This window comes from Pelagibacterium sp. 26DY04 (genome assembly GCF_031202305.1).
In the GTDB taxonomy this organism is placed as follows: Bacteria; Pseudomonadota; Alphaproteobacteria; order Rhizobiales; family Devosiaceae; genus Pelagibacterium.
Genome location: NZ_CP101731.1, coordinates 76,825 through 92,280 on the forward strand (window position 1 = coordinate 76,825; position 15,456 = coordinate 92,280).

General features: G+C 63.8%; 16 protein-coding genes. 7 read left to right on the top strand and 9 right to left on the bottom strand.

Annotation, left to right across the window (positions count from 1 at the left end):
* Positions 1-2: 2 nt before the first annotated feature.
* From dnaA to mutM, 3 genes are all read right to left on the bottom strand, one after another.
* A complete protein-coding gene (dnaA, locus tag NO932_RS00380) occupies positions 3-1,436 on the bottom strand; it encodes a chromosomal replication initiator protein DnaA (protein WP_375142799.1) in 1,434 nt (477 codons plus the stop codon).
* Between the two features lie 835 nt (positions 1,437-2,271).
* Positions 2,272-2,538, bottom strand: a complete 267-nt coding sequence (gene rpsT / locus NO932_RS00385; protein ID WP_309163387.1) for a 30S ribosomal protein S20 — start codon at positions 2,536-2,538, stop codon at positions 2,272-2,274.
* A 239-nt stretch (positions 2,539-2,777) separates the two neighbouring features.
* On the bottom strand, positions 2,778-3,641 hold the full coding sequence (mutM, locus tag NO932_RS00390; protein WP_309209063.1) for a bifunctional DNA-formamidopyrimidine glycosylase/DNA-(apurinic or apyrimidinic site) lyase: 864 nt from the start codon (positions 3,639-3,641) through the stop codon (positions 2,778-2,780).
* A gap of 90 nt (positions 3,642-3,731) precedes the next feature.
* On the opposite strand from mutM, the gene ubiE reads away from it, so the two are divergent.
* The 7 genes from ubiE to NO932_RS00425 all read left to right on the top strand — a co-directional run bounded on the left by ubiE (position 3,732) and on the right by NO932_RS00425 (position 9,828).
* The gene (ubiE, locus tag NO932_RS00395; protein ID WP_309209064.1) at positions 3,732-4,496 is read left to right on the top strand and encodes a bifunctional demethylmenaquinone methyltransferase/2-methoxy-6-polyprenyl-1,4-benzoquinol methylase UbiE; all 765 of its coding nucleotides are present in this window, start codon (positions 3,732-3,734) and stop codon (positions 4,494-4,496) included.
* A 2-nt stretch (positions 4,497-4,498) separates the two neighbouring features.
* A complete protein-coding gene (ubiB, locus tag NO932_RS00400) occupies positions 4,499-6,046 on the top strand; it encodes a 2-polyprenylphenol 6-hydroxylase (protein WP_309209065.1) in 1,548 nt (515 codons plus the stop codon).
* Positions 6,043-7,266, top strand: coding sequence for a bifunctional phosphopantothenoylcysteine decarboxylase/phosphopantothenate--cysteine ligase CoaBC (coaBC, locus tag NO932_RS00405; RefSeq protein WP_309209066.1), 1,224 nt, complete (start codon positions 6,043-6,045; stop codon positions 7,264-7,266). The genes ubiB and coaBC overlap by 4 nt, the downstream gene beginning before the upstream one ends.
* Before the next feature lie 70 nt (positions 7,267-7,336).
* The gene (locus NO932_RS00410) at positions 7,337-7,930 is read left to right on the top strand and encodes a hypothetical protein (RefSeq protein ID WP_309209067.1); all 594 of its coding nucleotides are present in this window, start codon (positions 7,337-7,339) and stop codon (positions 7,928-7,930) included.
* Between the two features lie 8 nt (positions 7,931-7,938).
* Entirely contained in the window at positions 7,939-8,388 is a 450-nt protein-coding gene (dut, locus tag NO932_RS00415) for a dUTP diphosphatase (protein WP_375142800.1), read from the top strand.
* On the top strand, positions 8,351-9,085 hold the full coding sequence (locus NO932_RS00420; RefSeq protein WP_309209068.1) for a DUF2259 domain-containing protein: 735 nt from the start codon (positions 8,351-8,353) through the stop codon (positions 9,083-9,085). The genes dut and NO932_RS00420 overlap by 38 nt, the downstream gene beginning before the upstream one ends.
* A gap of 2 nt (positions 9,086-9,087) precedes the next feature.
* Positions 9,088-9,828 (top strand): ThiF family adenylyltransferase, encoded by a 741-nt coding sequence (locus NO932_RS00425; protein ID WP_375142801.1) that lies wholly within the window; start codon positions 9,088-9,090, stop codon positions 9,826-9,828.
* 136 nt (positions 9,829-9,964) lie between these two features.
* Here the strand turns inward: NO932_RS00425 and fabB are convergent, their stop codons facing one another.
* The 6 genes from fabB to NO932_RS00455 form a co-directional block, all read right to left on the bottom strand.
* Entirely contained in the window at positions 9,965-11,194 is a 1,230-nt protein-coding gene (fabB, locus tag NO932_RS00430; protein WP_309209069.1) for a beta-ketoacyl-ACP synthase I, read from the bottom strand.
* A gap of 45 nt (positions 11,195-11,239) precedes the next feature.
* On the bottom strand, positions 11,240-11,755 hold the full coding sequence (gene fabA / locus NO932_RS00435) for a 3-hydroxyacyl-[acyl-carrier-protein] dehydratase FabA (RefSeq protein ID WP_309209070.1): 516 nt from the start codon (positions 11,753-11,755) through the stop codon (positions 11,240-11,242).
* Positions 11,756-11,909: 154 nt separating this feature from the next.
* Complete coding sequence (rpoN, locus tag NO932_RS00440) at positions 11,910-13,406, bottom strand: RNA polymerase factor sigma-54 (protein ID WP_309209071.1); 1,497 nt, start codon at positions 13,404-13,406, stop codon at positions 11,910-11,912.
* A 126-nt stretch (positions 13,407-13,532) separates the two neighbouring features.
* Complete coding sequence (gene lptB / locus NO932_RS00445; protein ID WP_309209072.1) at positions 13,533-14,273, bottom strand: LPS export ABC transporter ATP-binding protein; 741 nt, start codon at positions 14,271-14,273, stop codon at positions 13,533-13,535.
* Complete coding sequence (locus NO932_RS00450; RefSeq protein WP_309209073.1) at positions 14,273-14,785, bottom strand: LptA/OstA family protein; 513 nt, start codon at positions 14,783-14,785, stop codon at positions 14,273-14,275. Before NO932_RS00450 ends, lptB begins: the two co-directional genes overlap by 1 nt.
* A gap of 1 nt (position 14,786) precedes the next feature.
* The gene (locus tag NO932_RS00455) at positions 14,787-15,446 is read right to left on the bottom strand and encodes a hypothetical protein (RefSeq protein ID WP_309209074.1); all 660 of its coding nucleotides are present in this window, start codon (positions 15,444-15,446) and stop codon (positions 14,787-14,789) included.
* Between the last annotated feature and the right edge of the window lie 10 nt (positions 15,447-15,456).

Below are 15,456 nucleotides of genomic sequence, written 5' to 3' on the forward strand. Positions count from 1 at the left end.
GACTACTCTTCGAGCATGCGCCGCAGGAGTTCGATTTCCTGGGTCAGCTCCCCGTCCTGGCTCATCAACTGCTCCACCTTGCGCACCGAATGGAGCACTGTGGTGTGATCGCGCCCGCCGAAGCGGCGGCCGATTTCGGGGAGCGAGCGCGAGGTGAGCGCCTTGGCCAGATACATGGCGATCTGGCGCGGCCGCACCACGTCGCGCGAGCGGCGCGAGCTCAAAAGCTCGTTGCGCGGCACTTTGTAATGGCGGGCGACGATCTTCAAAATATCCTCGATCCGAACCCGAGGGGTTTCGCGCGAACGGATGAGGTCCTGCAGGGTTTTTTCCGCCAGCGGCACGGTGATCGGCTCGCCCGTCAACTGATTGGCGGCCACCAGCCGGTTGACGGCCCCGTCGAGGTCGCGGCCATGGGAAATGATCGAGCGCGCGATGAAATCGATAACCGGGGCGGGGAAGGAAAGGCCGGCAAACCGGCTCGCCGCCTGGTCGGCGCGCTTCTGGACAATGGCGCGGCGCAGTTCGGGATCGAAGGGCGAGATCGGGATCACCAGTCCGCCCGAGAGACGCGAGCGCACCCGATCGTCGAGCATTTCGAGATCGCGCGGGGGCGCATCGCCCGCCACCACCACCTGTTTGGTGCCCGAAATCAGCGTGGACAGCGTGTGGCCGAATTCGGTCGCCGACTTGCCCTGCAGGAACTGCATATCATCGATCAAAAGCAGGTCGATGCGGCGCAGCCATTCCTTGAACGCCAGGGCCGACTGGTGCTTCACCGCCGTGATGAAGTGGTACATGAAATGGTCGGCGGTGAGATAGACGATGTTGCGCGAGGTGTCCGACGCTCCGGCCGCCCAGGCGATGGCGTTGAGCAGGTGCGTCTTGCCCAGCCCCACCGAGGAATGGATATAGACCGGGTTGAAGGTCACCACATTGTTGGCGGCGGCAGAAGCGACCTGCTTGGCCACGCCCAGCGCCATCTCGTTGGCGCCGCCGACAACGAAGGTGTCGAAGGTCAATTTGCGGTCGAGCGCCGAGCCCGAGAGCGCATCGGTGCGCGGAGCGGCGGCGGGCTGGCTGGACACCAGGGCCGGAACCGGGCGCGCATCCGCGACGGGCGCCGCTGCCTCGGCTTCAACGGCCGGCTCGTTCGAACTCACCAGCCGCGGCCGGGCCTGGCCGTTGACGCGGACGGTCAGATGCAGCCGGCCGATGGAATCGTTTTCGGCCGCGAAGGCTTCGAGCAGCTTTTCGGTATAGTTGGATTGAATCCACGAACACAGAAACCGCGTGGGCACGGACAAATGGGCCAGATCGCCGACGACCTCTTCGAGTTCGAGACGCGCGAACCATGACGTAAAGACATCCTCGCCCACTGCCGCACGCAACCGGGCGCGCACGCGCAGCCACACCTGCTCGGCATCCATATCCATCACCTTACCTCCGTCAGCGCCCTCTCCTTTGCCCCGCGAGTTTGTGCCCGCTTGTGGTCCGGTTTTCTCCCAGTTCCCGCGATCCGCAGCCGCGATCGAATCCATTTCAATTAGCCTCTTGTTTCGACGTGCCGTCTGCCCAGACGACCACCCCTTGTTTCCCCGTCTATCCCGTTGCTCGGGACAATAAATTACGCAGCCGCACAAGTATTACTCGGTGCGGTACCCTATTGTTTACGAATTGAAAGTGGCGCCGAAGCGCCAAAGGAAAAGACGGCGTGCCGCCTTTGTCAGTCTACAAGTGAACCAGGAAATGCGAACAACGGATCATTTCGCCGCTGCGGCCAGAAAGGCGCAGAAAATGAACCGAATTGTGCATCCTATACCCCCGGTTTGCCCGTATGAGATTGGCTTTGGACTTGTCCAGCGCCGCCCTCTTTTTGATCCAACCAGGCCATTTTAGACAGCCAAATTTTTGCGCACAACCGCCGTTTTCGTCAAATTTGCGCTTGACTCGCGCCTGACGGTGGAGCGGAAAAAAGGCCTGCCCGAACGTGACAAATTAAGGGTATGTGACTCCTTGGAGATTCCCGTTCGGTCCGCTTTGCGACCTAATGAATTAATTTTTCCCCGGCCTGTGCACGACTGATGTGCGTGACGAATGCGTGACGGAAATGTCACGCGAATTTTCGCCCATCCCTGAAATGCCAAAGGCCCCTGGGAGGGGCCTTTGGAAACTTGTTCTCTTGGAGCCGTTCAGGATTTGATGGGATCAAATCCTCGGCTCTAACCTTTGTTGTGCCGCCCGCGCAATGGCGCGGAGATGGCGGGCAGATCAGGCGCCCAGCGCCTTGACCCGCTTGGCCAGGCGCGAAACCTTGCGGTCGGCCATGTTCTTGTGAAACACACCCTTGCCGGCGGCGCGCTGCAGCTCGGATTCTGCGATCTTGAGCGCGGCGGCTGCATCGTCCTGCTTTCCGGCGGCGATGGCCTCTTCGACCTTGCGCAGATAGGTGCGCACGCGCGAGCGGCGCGCGGTGTTGATCGCGGTCTTGGTTTCGATCTTGCGGGTGGCCTTCTTGGCCGAAGGTGTATTTGCCATTTGAACTTTCCTCGTGGCGTATCTGGAGCGCTGCGACAGCGACCAGTTCAATGTTTGCCTTGCGTGCTCAACTCCGCCCCTGGCGGCGAGCACAACCGGAAAGGGCAGGCTGCACCTGCCCCGATGAAGGCCGCTCTATAAGGAGCGCACTCCCCGGAGTCAATCGGCTTTCGGGCCTGATCCGGCCCGAACAAAGACTGAGAGCAATTAAAGCGAATTCGAAGAAGAGCTGAAATGCTCTAATCCTGGCAGACCGGGCAAAAGAAGGTCGAGCGCCCCGCCTGGACGATCCGCTCGATCTCTCCACCGCAGCCCGGCCGGGGGCAAGGGTCTCCCTCATGCCCGTAAACGGCAAAGCTGTGCTGGAAATAGCCCGGCTGCCCGTCGGCCCTGGCAAAGTCGCGCAGGGTCGAGCCACCCGCGGCGATCGCCGCCTCGAGCACCTGCCGGATGGCGGCCACCAGCCGCTCGATCTCGGCCTCGCCCAGCGTACCGGCTGCCCGGCGCGGATCGATCCTGCTCGCATGGAGCGCCTCGCATACATAGATATTGCCCAGCCCCGCGATCACCCGCTGGTCGAGCAGCACCGTCTTGATCGGCCCCTTCTTGCCCTCGAGCCTTGCGCCCAGATAAAGCGCGTCGAGCCCATTGCCCAAGGGCTCGGGGCCGAGCGGATCGGTGAAGGGGTTGGGAGCGCCGGGCGCAAAAAGATCCATGAAGCCGAACCGGCGCGGATCCGAATAGGAGAGGCTGACCGGCCCGCGCGCGGGGTGGGTCAGGAGCGCCTCGAAATGGATGTGCTTGCCGCTCGCATCGGCCGCCCCGATCCGGCTCGGCTCGTCCACGGGCCGATCGCCGACGAGGAACGCGCCTGTCATGCCCAGATGGGAAAGCCAGGTGGCCCCATCCGAGAGCGTCGCGACGAGGTATTTGGCCCGCCGCCCCAGATGCGCGATCGTCCGTCCCTCAAGGGCAGTGGCAAACCCTTGCGGGAACGGAAAGCGCAGATCGGGCCGATGGAGCGTCACCCTTTCGATGCGGGCCCCTTCGATATAGGGGGCGAGCCCGCGCCTCACGGTCTCGACTTCGGGGAGTTCGGGCATGGCAGGGTTCGCTCTGGGGGCTAAAGGCTTGCGTTCTCATCTGGCCAAGCCCATAACCGCATCGGCTGGCCTTAAACAAGAGAGGCGTTGATGACTCAAAGCACCCAAGAGACCCATTTCGGCGCCCGCACGGTGCCCCTGGGCGAAAAGCAGGGGCTGGTCGACGATGTCTTCCACAAGGTCGCCGCCCGCTACGATCTGATGAACGATCTCATGAGCGGGGGCATCCACCGGCTCTGGAAGGACCAGATGGTCGCCCGCCTCGCGCCGCCGCGCCAGGGCGCGCGCGAATACAGGGTCCTCGACATGGCCGGCGGCACCGGCGATATCGCCATGCGCATTCTCGATGCCAGCCACGGCTTTGCCCGCGTCACGGTTTCCGACATCAACGCCGATATGCTCGGTGTGGGCGCCCAGCGCGCCGAAAGCTGGCGCTACCGCAACAATGTCGAATTCGTCCAGGCCAATGCCGAGGAGCTGCCCTTCCCCGACAAGAGCTTTGACGCCTATACAATCGCCTTCGGCATCCGGAACGTGCCGCGCATCGAAAAGGCGCTGGCCGAAGCCCATCGGGTCCTAAAGCGCGGCGGGCGCATCCTCGTCCTCGAATTCTCCAAGGTCGACGTGCCGGTGCTCGACAAGGTCTATGACCTCTTTTCCGACCATGTGATCCCCCCGATCGGCAAGATGGTCACCGGCGATGCCCAGCCTTACCAATATCTCGTGGAATCGATCCGCAATTTCCCCGCGCCCGAGGCGTTCTCGGCCATGCTGGAGACGGCGGGCTTCAGGCGCGTGACCCATACGCCGCTTTCGGGCAACATCGCCGCGCTACATGGGGGCTGGAAGCTCTGACCATGGGCTTGGGGACCTATCTAAGGCTCGCCCGGGCCGGCTTCGTTCTGGCCCGCGAGGGGGCATTCTCGCTTGCCGAGGGCCAGCCCATCCCGCCTTCGGCCAAGATGATGGTGGGGCTGGCCCGGCTCATCGAAAAGCGCGACGTGCGGCGAACCGGCCGCGTCACCCGGCTCGCCAACGCGCTGACCCGCCTTGGCCCGGTCTATGTCAAGCTCGGCCAGGTGCTGGCCACAAGGCGCGACATCGTGGGATTCGAGGTCGCCGACGATCTGGCTGCCCTGCAGGATGCCCTGCCGCCATTCGACGAGAAACTGGTGCCCGGCCTTCTCGATGAAGCGCTGGGGGAGAAGGCCGCCGCGCTCAAGGATATTTCCGCTCCGCTGGCCGCTGCTTCCATCGCACAGGTGCACAAGGCGCGGCTGGTGACCCGCGATGGCGAGCGTACGGTGGCGATCAAGCTCCTGCGCCCGAAAATCCGCGAGCGCTTCGCCCGCGATCTTGACGGGCTTTATGCCCTGGCCGGTGTGGCGGAACGCTTCCTGCCCTCCACAAAGCGCTTCAATGGCCGCCAGGTCGTCGATGCCTTGGCGCGCTCGGCGGCGCTGGAGATGGATCTGCGCATGGAAGCGGCGGCCATTTCCGAGCTTGCCGACAATCTCAGGGAAGATGGCGATTTCGCCGCCCCCGAAGTCTTCTGGGAACAAACCGGCCGCTCGGTGCTCACCACGAGCTGGATCGAGGCCATTCCGGTGCGCGATCTCGCCCGGATCGACGCGGCGGGGATCGACAGGAAAAAACTTGCGGCATCCCTGATCCAGAGCTTTTTGCGCCAGGCGATCCGCGACGGCTTTTTCCATGCGGACATGCATCCGGGCAATCTTTTCGCCGACCCCGGAACCGGCGGCATCATTGCCGTCGATTTCGGCATCATGGGCCGGATCGGCAAGAAGGAACAGCGGTTCCTGGCCGAAATCCTGCATGGCTTCATCACCCGCGATTATCGCCGGGTCGCCGAGCTTCATATCGATATCGGCTATGTCCCCGATTCCCACACCATCGACGATTTCGCCCAGGCCATAAGGGCGATCGGCGAGCCGCTGGTGGGGCGCAGCGCCGGGGAGATTTCCATGGCGCGGGTTCTGGCGCAATTGATCGAGGTGACCGAGCTGTTCGACATGAGTGCCCGGCCCGAACTGGTGCTGCTGCAAAAGAACATGGTGCTGGTCGAAGGCACCGCCCGCCTGCTCGACCCCGATTTCAACATGTGGACCGCCGCCGAGCCGGTGGTTTCGAGCTGGGTGCGGCGAACCCTGGGACCGCAAGGGCGGATCGAAATCGCCCGCGAAGCGCTGGACGAGGCCGTCGACCTGGCCCGCCGCCTTCCCGATATCGGCCGCCGGGCCGAGCGTGTCCTTGCCCGGCTGGAAACCGACCAGATGCGGCGCGAGCGCCGCGACCCGTTGATCGAGACGCTGAAATGGGGGAGCCTTGCGGCGATCGCTTTGGCGATCGTCTCGCTCGTCGTCCATCTGGGAGCTCTGCTGTGACCCTTGCCGGCAAGCATATTCTCTTGATCGTTTCGGGCGGCATCGCTGCCTATAAATCGATCACCCTCATCCGCCTGATCCAGAAGGTCGGCGGCACCGTGCAGGCCATTCTGACCGAAGGCGCCAAGCAGTTCGTCTCGCCCTTAACTATTGCCACCCTCACTGGCCGCCCGGCGCTCAGCGAACTCTTCGACCTCACCCGCGAAACCGAGATCGGTCATATCGAGCTCTCCCGCTCCGCCGATCTGATCGTCGTCGCCCCCGCCACCGCCCATATCCTGGCGCGCATGGCCAATGGGCTGGCCGACGATCTGGCCACAACCTGTCTTCTGGCCACCATCACCCCGGTTCTCGCCGCCCCGGCCATGAATGTGCGCATGTGGGAAGCGCCCGCGACACGCCGCAACATGGAAACCCTGCGCCGCGATGGCATCGCCTTTGTCGGGCCCAATGAAGGGGACATGGCCTGTGGTGAATTCGGCCTGGGCCGCATGGCCGAGCCCGAGGAGATCTTCGAGGCGATCGAGGCCCATTTCGCCCGCTCGGGCGGCCCGCTCCCGCTTGAGGGCAAGAGGGTGGTCGTCACCTCCGGCCCGACCCGCGAGCCGATCGATCCGGTGCGTTACATCTCCAACGCTTCCTCGGGCCGTCAGGGTTCGGCGATTGCCGAAGCGCTGGCCGCGCGCGGCGCCATCGTCAAATTCGTGACCGGCCCGGCCGAATTTGCCAGGCCCAAAGGCTGCGAGATCATCGCGGTTGAAACCGCTATCGAAATGGAAGCGGCGGTCAGCGCGGCGCTCCCCGCCGATGCCGCGATCTTTACCGCCGCCGTCGCCGATTGGCGCGTTGTCGAGCCGGCCGGCCTCAAGCTCAAAAAGGATGCCTCCGGCACACCGCCCGAAATCGAATTTACCGCCAATCCCGACATTCTGGCCTCGGTGTCCCGCCTGCCGGGTGGCGAGCGCCCGTCCCTGGTGATCGGCTTTGCCGCCGAGACGGGGAATCTCGAAACACACGCCCGCAACAAGCTGGCGCGCAAGGGTTGCGACTGGCTTTTGGCCAATGATGTGAGCCCGGGCACCGGCGTATTCGGGGGCACCGATACGCGCATCCTGTTCCTCGATGGCCCAGAGGCCGAGGATTGGGGCGAGCTCTCCAAGATTGCGGTGGCTGAACGGCTCGCGGATCGGATCGCAAACCATTTCGCCACCGAATCCTGATCCGCACGCCTTGCAAATCCTGCCCGTTTGCGACCACAGTGCCCGCGATCATTCCAGGGACAAAAGCGACATGACCATTCCGACACTGGCCCGTATCGCGGGCGCCTCCAGCCTCACCCTGATGCTAGCCGCCTGCATGGACGTTGCCATGACCGTGGACGTCACCAGCCAGACCGAGGCCGAAGCCACCATGGTGACCACCATGGAACGCGACATGTACGATCTGATGATGGCCCAGGCCACCGAACAGGACGAGGAGTTCTGCGCCGAGGGCGAGCTTGTCGAAAGCGCCGACACCGTCGAATGCACCCTGGTCCGTTCAGGCCCCTTCGCCGATCTCGAATTCGACGGCGAGGAAGGCGAGGACCCGATCATCGAGGAGATCGGCGGCGGCCAGGTGCGGGTGGCGTTCCCAACCTCCGATCTCACCGAATCGCTTTCCGAGGAAATCGACCCGGCCCAGGACGCCCAGATGCAGGCGATGATCGCCTCGATCTTTGAGGGCCACACCATAACCATGACGGTTTCGGGCGGTGCCATCACCGACACCAATATGGAATTGGCTGCCGATGGCCAATCGGCGACATTCGAAATTCCGTTTACCGATCTGTTCTCCCCCGAACTCGACCTGCCAGGCGAAATCTACGCTGTGGTCCAGAAATAGAGAGTTCGATGTCGGTTCAACTCAAATGGCTCCCGCACGGGCGGGGGCTGGTCCTTCCCGCCCGCCAGAGCGCCGGCGCGGCAGGCTTCGATTTGGCGGCGGCTCTCGCCCCAGGGGATGTGCTGGCCATCGCGCCGGGGGAAACCGCGCTCGTCCCGTGCGGCTTTGCCCTGGCCATTCCGGTCGGCTTCGAGGCGCAGGTCCGCCCCCGCTCTGGCCTTGCGGCCAAATTCGGCGTTACAGTGCTCAATGCGCCCGGAACGGTCGATGCCGATTATCGCGGTGAGGTCAAAGCCATCCTCATCAATCACGGCAAGGCCGCGTTCGAAATCCGGCGCGGCGACAGGATCGCCCAGATGGTGATCGCCGCCGTGCCCGATCTGGCGCTTGAAGAAGTCGAGGAACTCGAGGAGACCCATCGTGGCACTGGTGGATTTGGTTCGACAGGCGTCGGTTAGCCTTTTGGCCCTGGGCCTGTGCGCGGCGCCCGCCGTCGCGGGCGACAGCGCCCAGTTCGACGCCATCGGCTATTCCGAAGACGGACGCTATTTCGCCTTCGAGCAATTCGGCATCCAGGACGGCTCGGGGTTTCCTTATTCCGAAATCTTCCTGATCGATCTCGACACCGACGATTTCGTCGGCGGTGCCCCGTTCCGCGCTCGCATCGATGCCGATGGGGCCGATCTGGGCGACGCGCGGTCGGAGGCTATCGAAATGGCCCAGGACGCGCTGGCCGAACACGGCATTTCCCGTCCCGCCCTGCCCATCGTCCTGCGCGGCGATGGCGAACTGAACGATGAGGGGCTTTCGATCGCCTACGGCATCCCCAGCTACGGTCTGGCGGCAACCGAAGGCGAATACGAACTCGGCCTCGATATCTTCAAGGCGCCCTCCTCGCAGGATTGCGACCTGTTCGAGGGCGACCCGATGGGCTTTGCGCTTACGCGCCGGACCAAGGGGCAAAGCGATGAGCTGCACCGGGACGCCCGTGTTCCCGCATCGCGCAATTGCGTGATCACCTATAAATTCCATGGCGTGTTCAATCCGTTCAACGCTTACGACGACGCCTCGGCCGTCGCCGTGCTTTCGGTGTGGTCGCACGGTTTCGAGGGCCCGGATCGGCGCTTCATCGCCCTGCCGGCGGGAGCGCGCTGAACTTGGGGTTGACGCCGAGCCAATCGGCCCGCTATGCGCGCCATATCGTTTTGAAGGACATGGGCGGGGCCGGCCAGCAAAAGCTGGGCGCCGCCCATGTGGCGATCGTGGGGGCGGGCGGACTGGGCGCGCCGGTCATCGCCTATCTCGCCGGCGCCGGGGTCGGAACGCTCACCATCATCGACCCCGATACGGTGTCGTTGTCGAACCTTTCCCGGCAGGTGATCTATACCGACGCCGATATCGGCCATGCCAAGGCGGTTGCGGCCGCCCGGTTCGCCTCGACCCTCAATCCGGAAATCACCGTCGATTCCGTCGTGACGCGTCTCGACGCCGAAAACGCCGAAGCGTTTCTCTCCAATGCCGATCTGGTGATCGAGGGCACCGATAGCTTTGCTGCCAAGCGTGTCATCGCATCGGTCTGCGCCGCGCGGCGGATTCCCTTGGTAACAGGCGCCTTGGGTCCGTTCGACGGATCTGTCACAACGCTTGCGCCCTTCCTTTCGCGGGATGACGGCACGGCCTGGCCCGCTTTCGAAGCCCTCTACCCGGTCGATCCGACGCCCGAGGACAGCCCGCCCTGCGAACTGGTCGGCGTCCTCAGCGTCCTTCCCGGCGTCATCGGCACCATGATGGCCACCGAAGCCATCAAATGGCTGGCTGGCTTTGGCGAACCGCTCCTGGGGAAATTGCTGATCTATTCGGCTCGGACCGGCGAAAGCCGCATCATGCGCTATAGATAACCATCCTGTAGTCCCGGGCCCGACCGGACCCGGTCACCGGCAGCGCCGGTGATCGTTCTCCCGCGCAAACCTATTGAACCCCGGCTCGAGGCCGGGGTGACGGGCTGGAAATTGGGGAAGCGCCGGGCTTGGGCGGTCAAACGTCCGGGTGCTGGAACACGAGCGTTGCGTTGGTGCCGCCGAACCCGAAACTGTTCGAGAGCACCACGCCCAGATCCACATTGTCGCGGCGCTGGCGCAGGATCGGCATGTCCTCGAATTCGGGATCGAGGTTCTCGATATTGGCGCTCTCGCAGATGAAGCGGTTGCGCATCATCAGGATCGAATAGATCGATTCCTGCACGCCCGTCGCCCCCAGCGAATGGCCGGTCAGCGACTTGGTCGCCGAAATGGGCGGGCAGTTGTCGCCGGTGCCGAACACTTCGCGCAGCGCGCCGATTTCGGCCCGGTCCCCCACGGGGGTGGAGGTCGCGTGCGGATTGATGTAATCGACCGGCGCCTTGACGGTTTCGAGCGCCATTCTCATGCAGCGCTCCGCGCCCTCGCCCGAGGGAGCCACCATGTCGTAGCCGTCCGAGGTCGCGCCATAGCCCACGACTTCGGCCAGGATGGTCGCGCCGCGCGCCTTGGCGTGTTCATATTCCTCGAGCACCAGAACGCCAGCGCCGCCGGCGATCACGAACCCGTCGCGATCCCGGTCATAGGCGCGCGAGGCCTTTTCCGGGGTATCGTTGAAGTTCGAGCTCATGGCGCCCATGGCGTCGAAAAGGTTCGACATCGACCAGTCGAGATCCTCATGCCCGCCGGCAAAGACGATGTCCTGCTTGCCGAGCTGGATCTGCTCGTACGCATTGCCGATGCAATGCTTGGACGTCGCGCAGGCCGAGGAGATCGAATAGTTGACGCCGTGGATTTCGAAAGCGGTGGCCAGCGTCGCCGAAGCGGTCGAGCTCATCGCCTTGGGGACGGCCAGGGGCCCGATGCGCTTGGGGCTCTTTTTCTCGCGCGTGATATCGGCGGCTTCCACCACCGCCCGGGTGGAGGGGCCGCCCGAGCCCATGACGATGCCGGTGCGCGCATTGCGGCGATAATCGGCTTCCTCAAGCCCGGCCTGGGCGATCGCCTCCTGCATGGCGATATAGTTCCAGGCCGCGCCCTTGCCCATGAAGCGGGTGGTGCGCCGGTCGAGCACTTCGAACGGGTCGAGCATGGGCTCGCCATGCACCTGGCAGCGGAAGCCCAGGTCCACATAGTCCTGGGCCCGGGTGATGCCGGGACGTGCGGCCTTAAGGCTATCGAGCACTTCGTCGAGATTGTTCCCGATCGAAGACACGATCCCCATGCCGGTGACGACTACGCGCTTCATTTATGCCTCTTGCTTGGTCTGTCCAGCGGATGCGAACTGTTCAGGTTACAGGGCGCCCATGTCCGTAAAAAGGCCGACCCGCAAATCCTTGGCCTCGTAAATGGTCTTGCCGTCGGCCTTAACATAGCCGTCGGCAATCCCCAGGGTCAGTTTCGAGCGCATGACGCGCTTGATGTCGATCCCGTATTCTACATGCTTGACGTCATTGGTCACCTGGCCGGTGAACTTGATCTCGCCGGCCAGCGCCCGGCCGCGTCCGGGCGAACCGCCCCAGCCGAGGAAGAACCCCGTCATCTGCCAGAGCGCATCGAGCCCCAGGCAGCCCGGCATCACCGGATCGCCATGGAAATGGCACTGGAAGAACCACAGGTCCGGGTCGACATCGAGCTCGGCGCGCACCTGGCCCTTGCCGAAGGCGCCGCCATCGTCGTCGATGCGCGTGATCCGGTCGAACATGAGCATGGGGGGAAGCGGCAATTGCGCGTTCCCCGGTCCGAATAGCTCACCGCGCCCACAGGCCAGCAACTGGTCGTAATCATAAGAATGGGCGCGTTCTGTCATGGACTCCCCACAAACTTGAGAGAATCTGTGTAGAGGGCAACCGATGGCAGGGTCAATACACCTTTTGCCCACCTCTTCGGCATTCGGTGGCTTGTGATTAACTGCAGAGTGAAACGAAACGCCGGCCAGCCGTTTTTCCCCCTCGTCGGCGCCGCTAGGCCATCTGCGCCTTCTTCTGCCGGCGCCGGATTACCGAAGAGGCAATTCCCATCCCCTCGCGGTATTTGGCGACGGTGCGGCGCGCCACGTCGATCCCCTGCTCGCGCTTCAGGATCTCGGCGATGGTGTCGTCCGAAAGGATGGCGTCGGGCTTTTCGGCTTCGATCAATTGCCGGATCCTGTGCCGCACAGCTTCGGCCGAATGGTCCTCGCCGCCCGAGGCGGAATTGAGCGCGGTGGTGAAGAAATATTTCATCTCGAACAGCCCGCGCGGGGTGGCGATATATTTGTTGGCGGTGACGCGGGAAACGGTCGATTCGTGCATTTCGATCTCGGTGGCCACGGTCTTGAGGGTCATCGGCCGCAGATGCGAAATGCCGTGCCGGAGAAAGCCGTCCTGCTGCGTAACGATCTCGGTCGCCACCTTGAGGATGGTTTGCGCCCTCTGGTCGAGGCTCTTGGTCAGCCAGTTGGCCGTCGCCAGGCAATCGACGAGAAAGCTCTTTTCCTCGGCATCGCGGGTCTTCTTAGTGACGGTGGCGTAATAGGTGCGGTTGACCAGGACGCGCGGCAGCACATCGGCGTTGAGCTCGATCTGCCAGCCCCCGTCATTGCCGCGCCGCACATAAACGTCGGGCACCACCGCCTGCACCGGGGCGGCATCGAACGCCCGGCCGGGGCGCGGGTCGAGCTCGCGCAATTCGGCCAGCATGTCGGCGATATCCTCGCGATCGGCGCCGATTTTCCGCCCCAGCGTCAAAAGATCATGGCTGGCGACCAGATCGAGATTGGCGAGCAGGTTGGCCATCATCGGGTCGAGCCGGTTTTTTTCAGCAAGCTGGATGGCGAGGCATTCCGGGAGCGAGCGGGCAAAAACCCCGACGGGGTCGCAGCCCTGCACGCGCGCGAGCACGGCTTCCACGGTTTCGGGCGCCGCTCCGAGCTGGTCGGCGATGCCCTCGATATCGGCGGCGAGGTAACCGCGCTCGTCGAGATTGTCGATGAGGCTGCGTGCGATCAGCCGCTCGGCGGGATCCTTGAGGATCAGGTTGACCTGCTCGGACAGATGCTCGGCCAGTGAGATCTGCGCGGAGACATACTGGTCGAGATCGGGCGCCTCGCTGCCCGCCATGCCCTTACCCTCGGGCCAGGAGCTGGCCTGGGAAAGCGAATCGGATCCCGACTGCTCGGGAAAGACATTGGCGACGTCGGTGTCGAAACTGTCGGCAATGGTTACGGCGCTGCCCAAATGGTCGGAATGGTCGACCACGTCGCGATAGGGATCGATGTCCTCGGGCTGCTCGCGCTCGAGCGGGGTGTCGCCCTCGGCGCCATCCTCGCGCTCGAGCAGCGGGTTGCGCATCAGTTCGGCGTCGACAAAGGCCGAAAGCTCAAGATGGCTGAGCTGCAAAAGCCGGATCGACGCCATCAATTGCGGCGTCAGCGTCAGGGTCTGGCTCTGACGCACATCCAGCCGTGGCGAAAGCGCCATGGACTATCTGGCTCCCACTCGAAATTTCCCCCAAACGGCACGCCCCACGCGCGCCGAAGCCGACCCTAGCGGCATTCGCCGGGCCCCGCAAGTTCGCGCTATACAATTTTCGTGCCAGTTGCCGGCCTAAAGCGAAAAGCTCTCGCCCAGATAGACCCGCCGGGCGTCCGGATCGGCCATGATGGTTTCGGGCCGTCCCTGGATCATCACCTTGCCGCCATGGATGAGATAGGCCCGATCGACCAGCGAAAAGGTTTCGCGCACCTGGTGGTCGGTGATCAGAACGCCGATGCCGCGCTGGGTCAATTGCCGCACCAGCGCCTGGATATCGGCCACCGCGATCGGATCGACCCCCGCAAAGGGCTCGTCAAGCAGCATGAATTTGGGGTCGGCCGCCAGCGCGCGGGCAATTTCCACCCGCCGCCGCTCGCCGCCCGAAAGGGCCAGCGCATCGGCATCGCGCAGGTGCGAGACCGAGAATTCGTCGAGCAATTCGTCGAGCCGCGCATTGCGCTCTTTTCTGTCCTTGATGTGCCCTTCGAGCACGGCCAGCACATTGTCCTTGACCGAAAGCCCGCGAAAGATCGAGGCCTCCTGCGGCAGATAGCCGATGCCCAGGCGTCCGCGCTGGTAGAGCGGCAATTGCGTGATCGGCAGGCCGTCGAGCAGCACTTGCCCCGCATCGGGCCGCACAAGCCCCATGATCATTGTGAAAACCGTGGTCTTGCCCGCCCCGTTGGGCCCGAGCAGGCCCACGGCCTCCCCGCGCCGCACGGCCAGCGACACGTCGCGCACCACGGCGCGCTTCTTAAAGCTCTTGGCAAGACCGTGGGCGACGAGCCAGCCGGTCTGGTCGATGCTCGACATCAGCCCTCCGGGGTGAAGGTCGAGGTCACCCGCCCGCCATCTTCACCCTCCGAGGAGAAGGAGGAAGTGCCGGCCCGCGTATCGACCACAAGCCGGTCGGCATTGACGGTGCCGGTCTGGTTGACCACCACCACCGAGCCGGTGAAGGTCAGGATGCGCTGGGCGAAGTCGTAGAACGCCTGATCGGCATCCACCGTCTGATCGTCGAAATTCATCGTCACCCCGCCCGAGGCGGTGAAGTTCTCAAGGTCAGAGGGACCGGCTTCCCCATAGGTCGCCAGAACCTCGGGCGCGGCCAGTTCCATGGTTCCCTGGGTGATCACCACATTGCCCGAAAACAGCGCCGTGCTCTCGTTCTCATTGATCTGCAGATCGTCGGCGGTGACGTTCACCTCCTCGTCCGCCTCATCGGCCAGCCCGCCGAACCCTGCCGGGTCGGTCTGAGTGGTCTGGGCCAGAACCGGGCCGGCCAGCAGGGCAACAAGCGTCAAGGAAAGGCCAAGGCGCACCATGTCAGTTCTCCGGAGCAAAGGGGTCGCGGCTTTCCCCGGCATCGGCCTGGGGCACCATGTCGAGATCGACGCCCGAAAACCGCCAGCGCGCCGCGTTCATGTCATAAATCATCGTATCGGAAACAAGTTGCGCGCCGCTTTCGAAGGTGAAACGCACCGGGCCCTCGCTCATGATCATCTGAGCGGGCCAATCGACGTCGACCCCGGCCAACGTGCCGCGGGCGCCGGTGGAATCGGTGACGAAAACGTCTTCGTTGGAACGCAGATATTCGGTGCTCATCGTCCATTCGGCCGAGCTGAATTCCACCTCGGCCCAGTAGCCGCTGTCGTCGACGATGTCGACGGAAAGGTCATAAAGGTCGATTGTGTCGAGATTGCCCACCGGCGTTTCGGCCCGTGCCGCTTCCATGGTGTAGTTCGATCCCGTCGCCGTGCGTCCCTCAAAGCGCGGCCCGTCGACCACAAGCGTGTCGTTTTCGAGCCGCACGCCCTCGACCGGGATGACGTCCGCCATCATCGAGACGGCAAGCTGGACCACCGGCACTGACAATATGATGACACCCAGAACCGGCACGGCCCAGCGCAGCACGGCAATCAGCCGGTTGTGCCGGGCGAACCGGTTATAGGTCTCCAATCGTATTGCCGCGGTGGGCACCGTCATGGAAATGCTC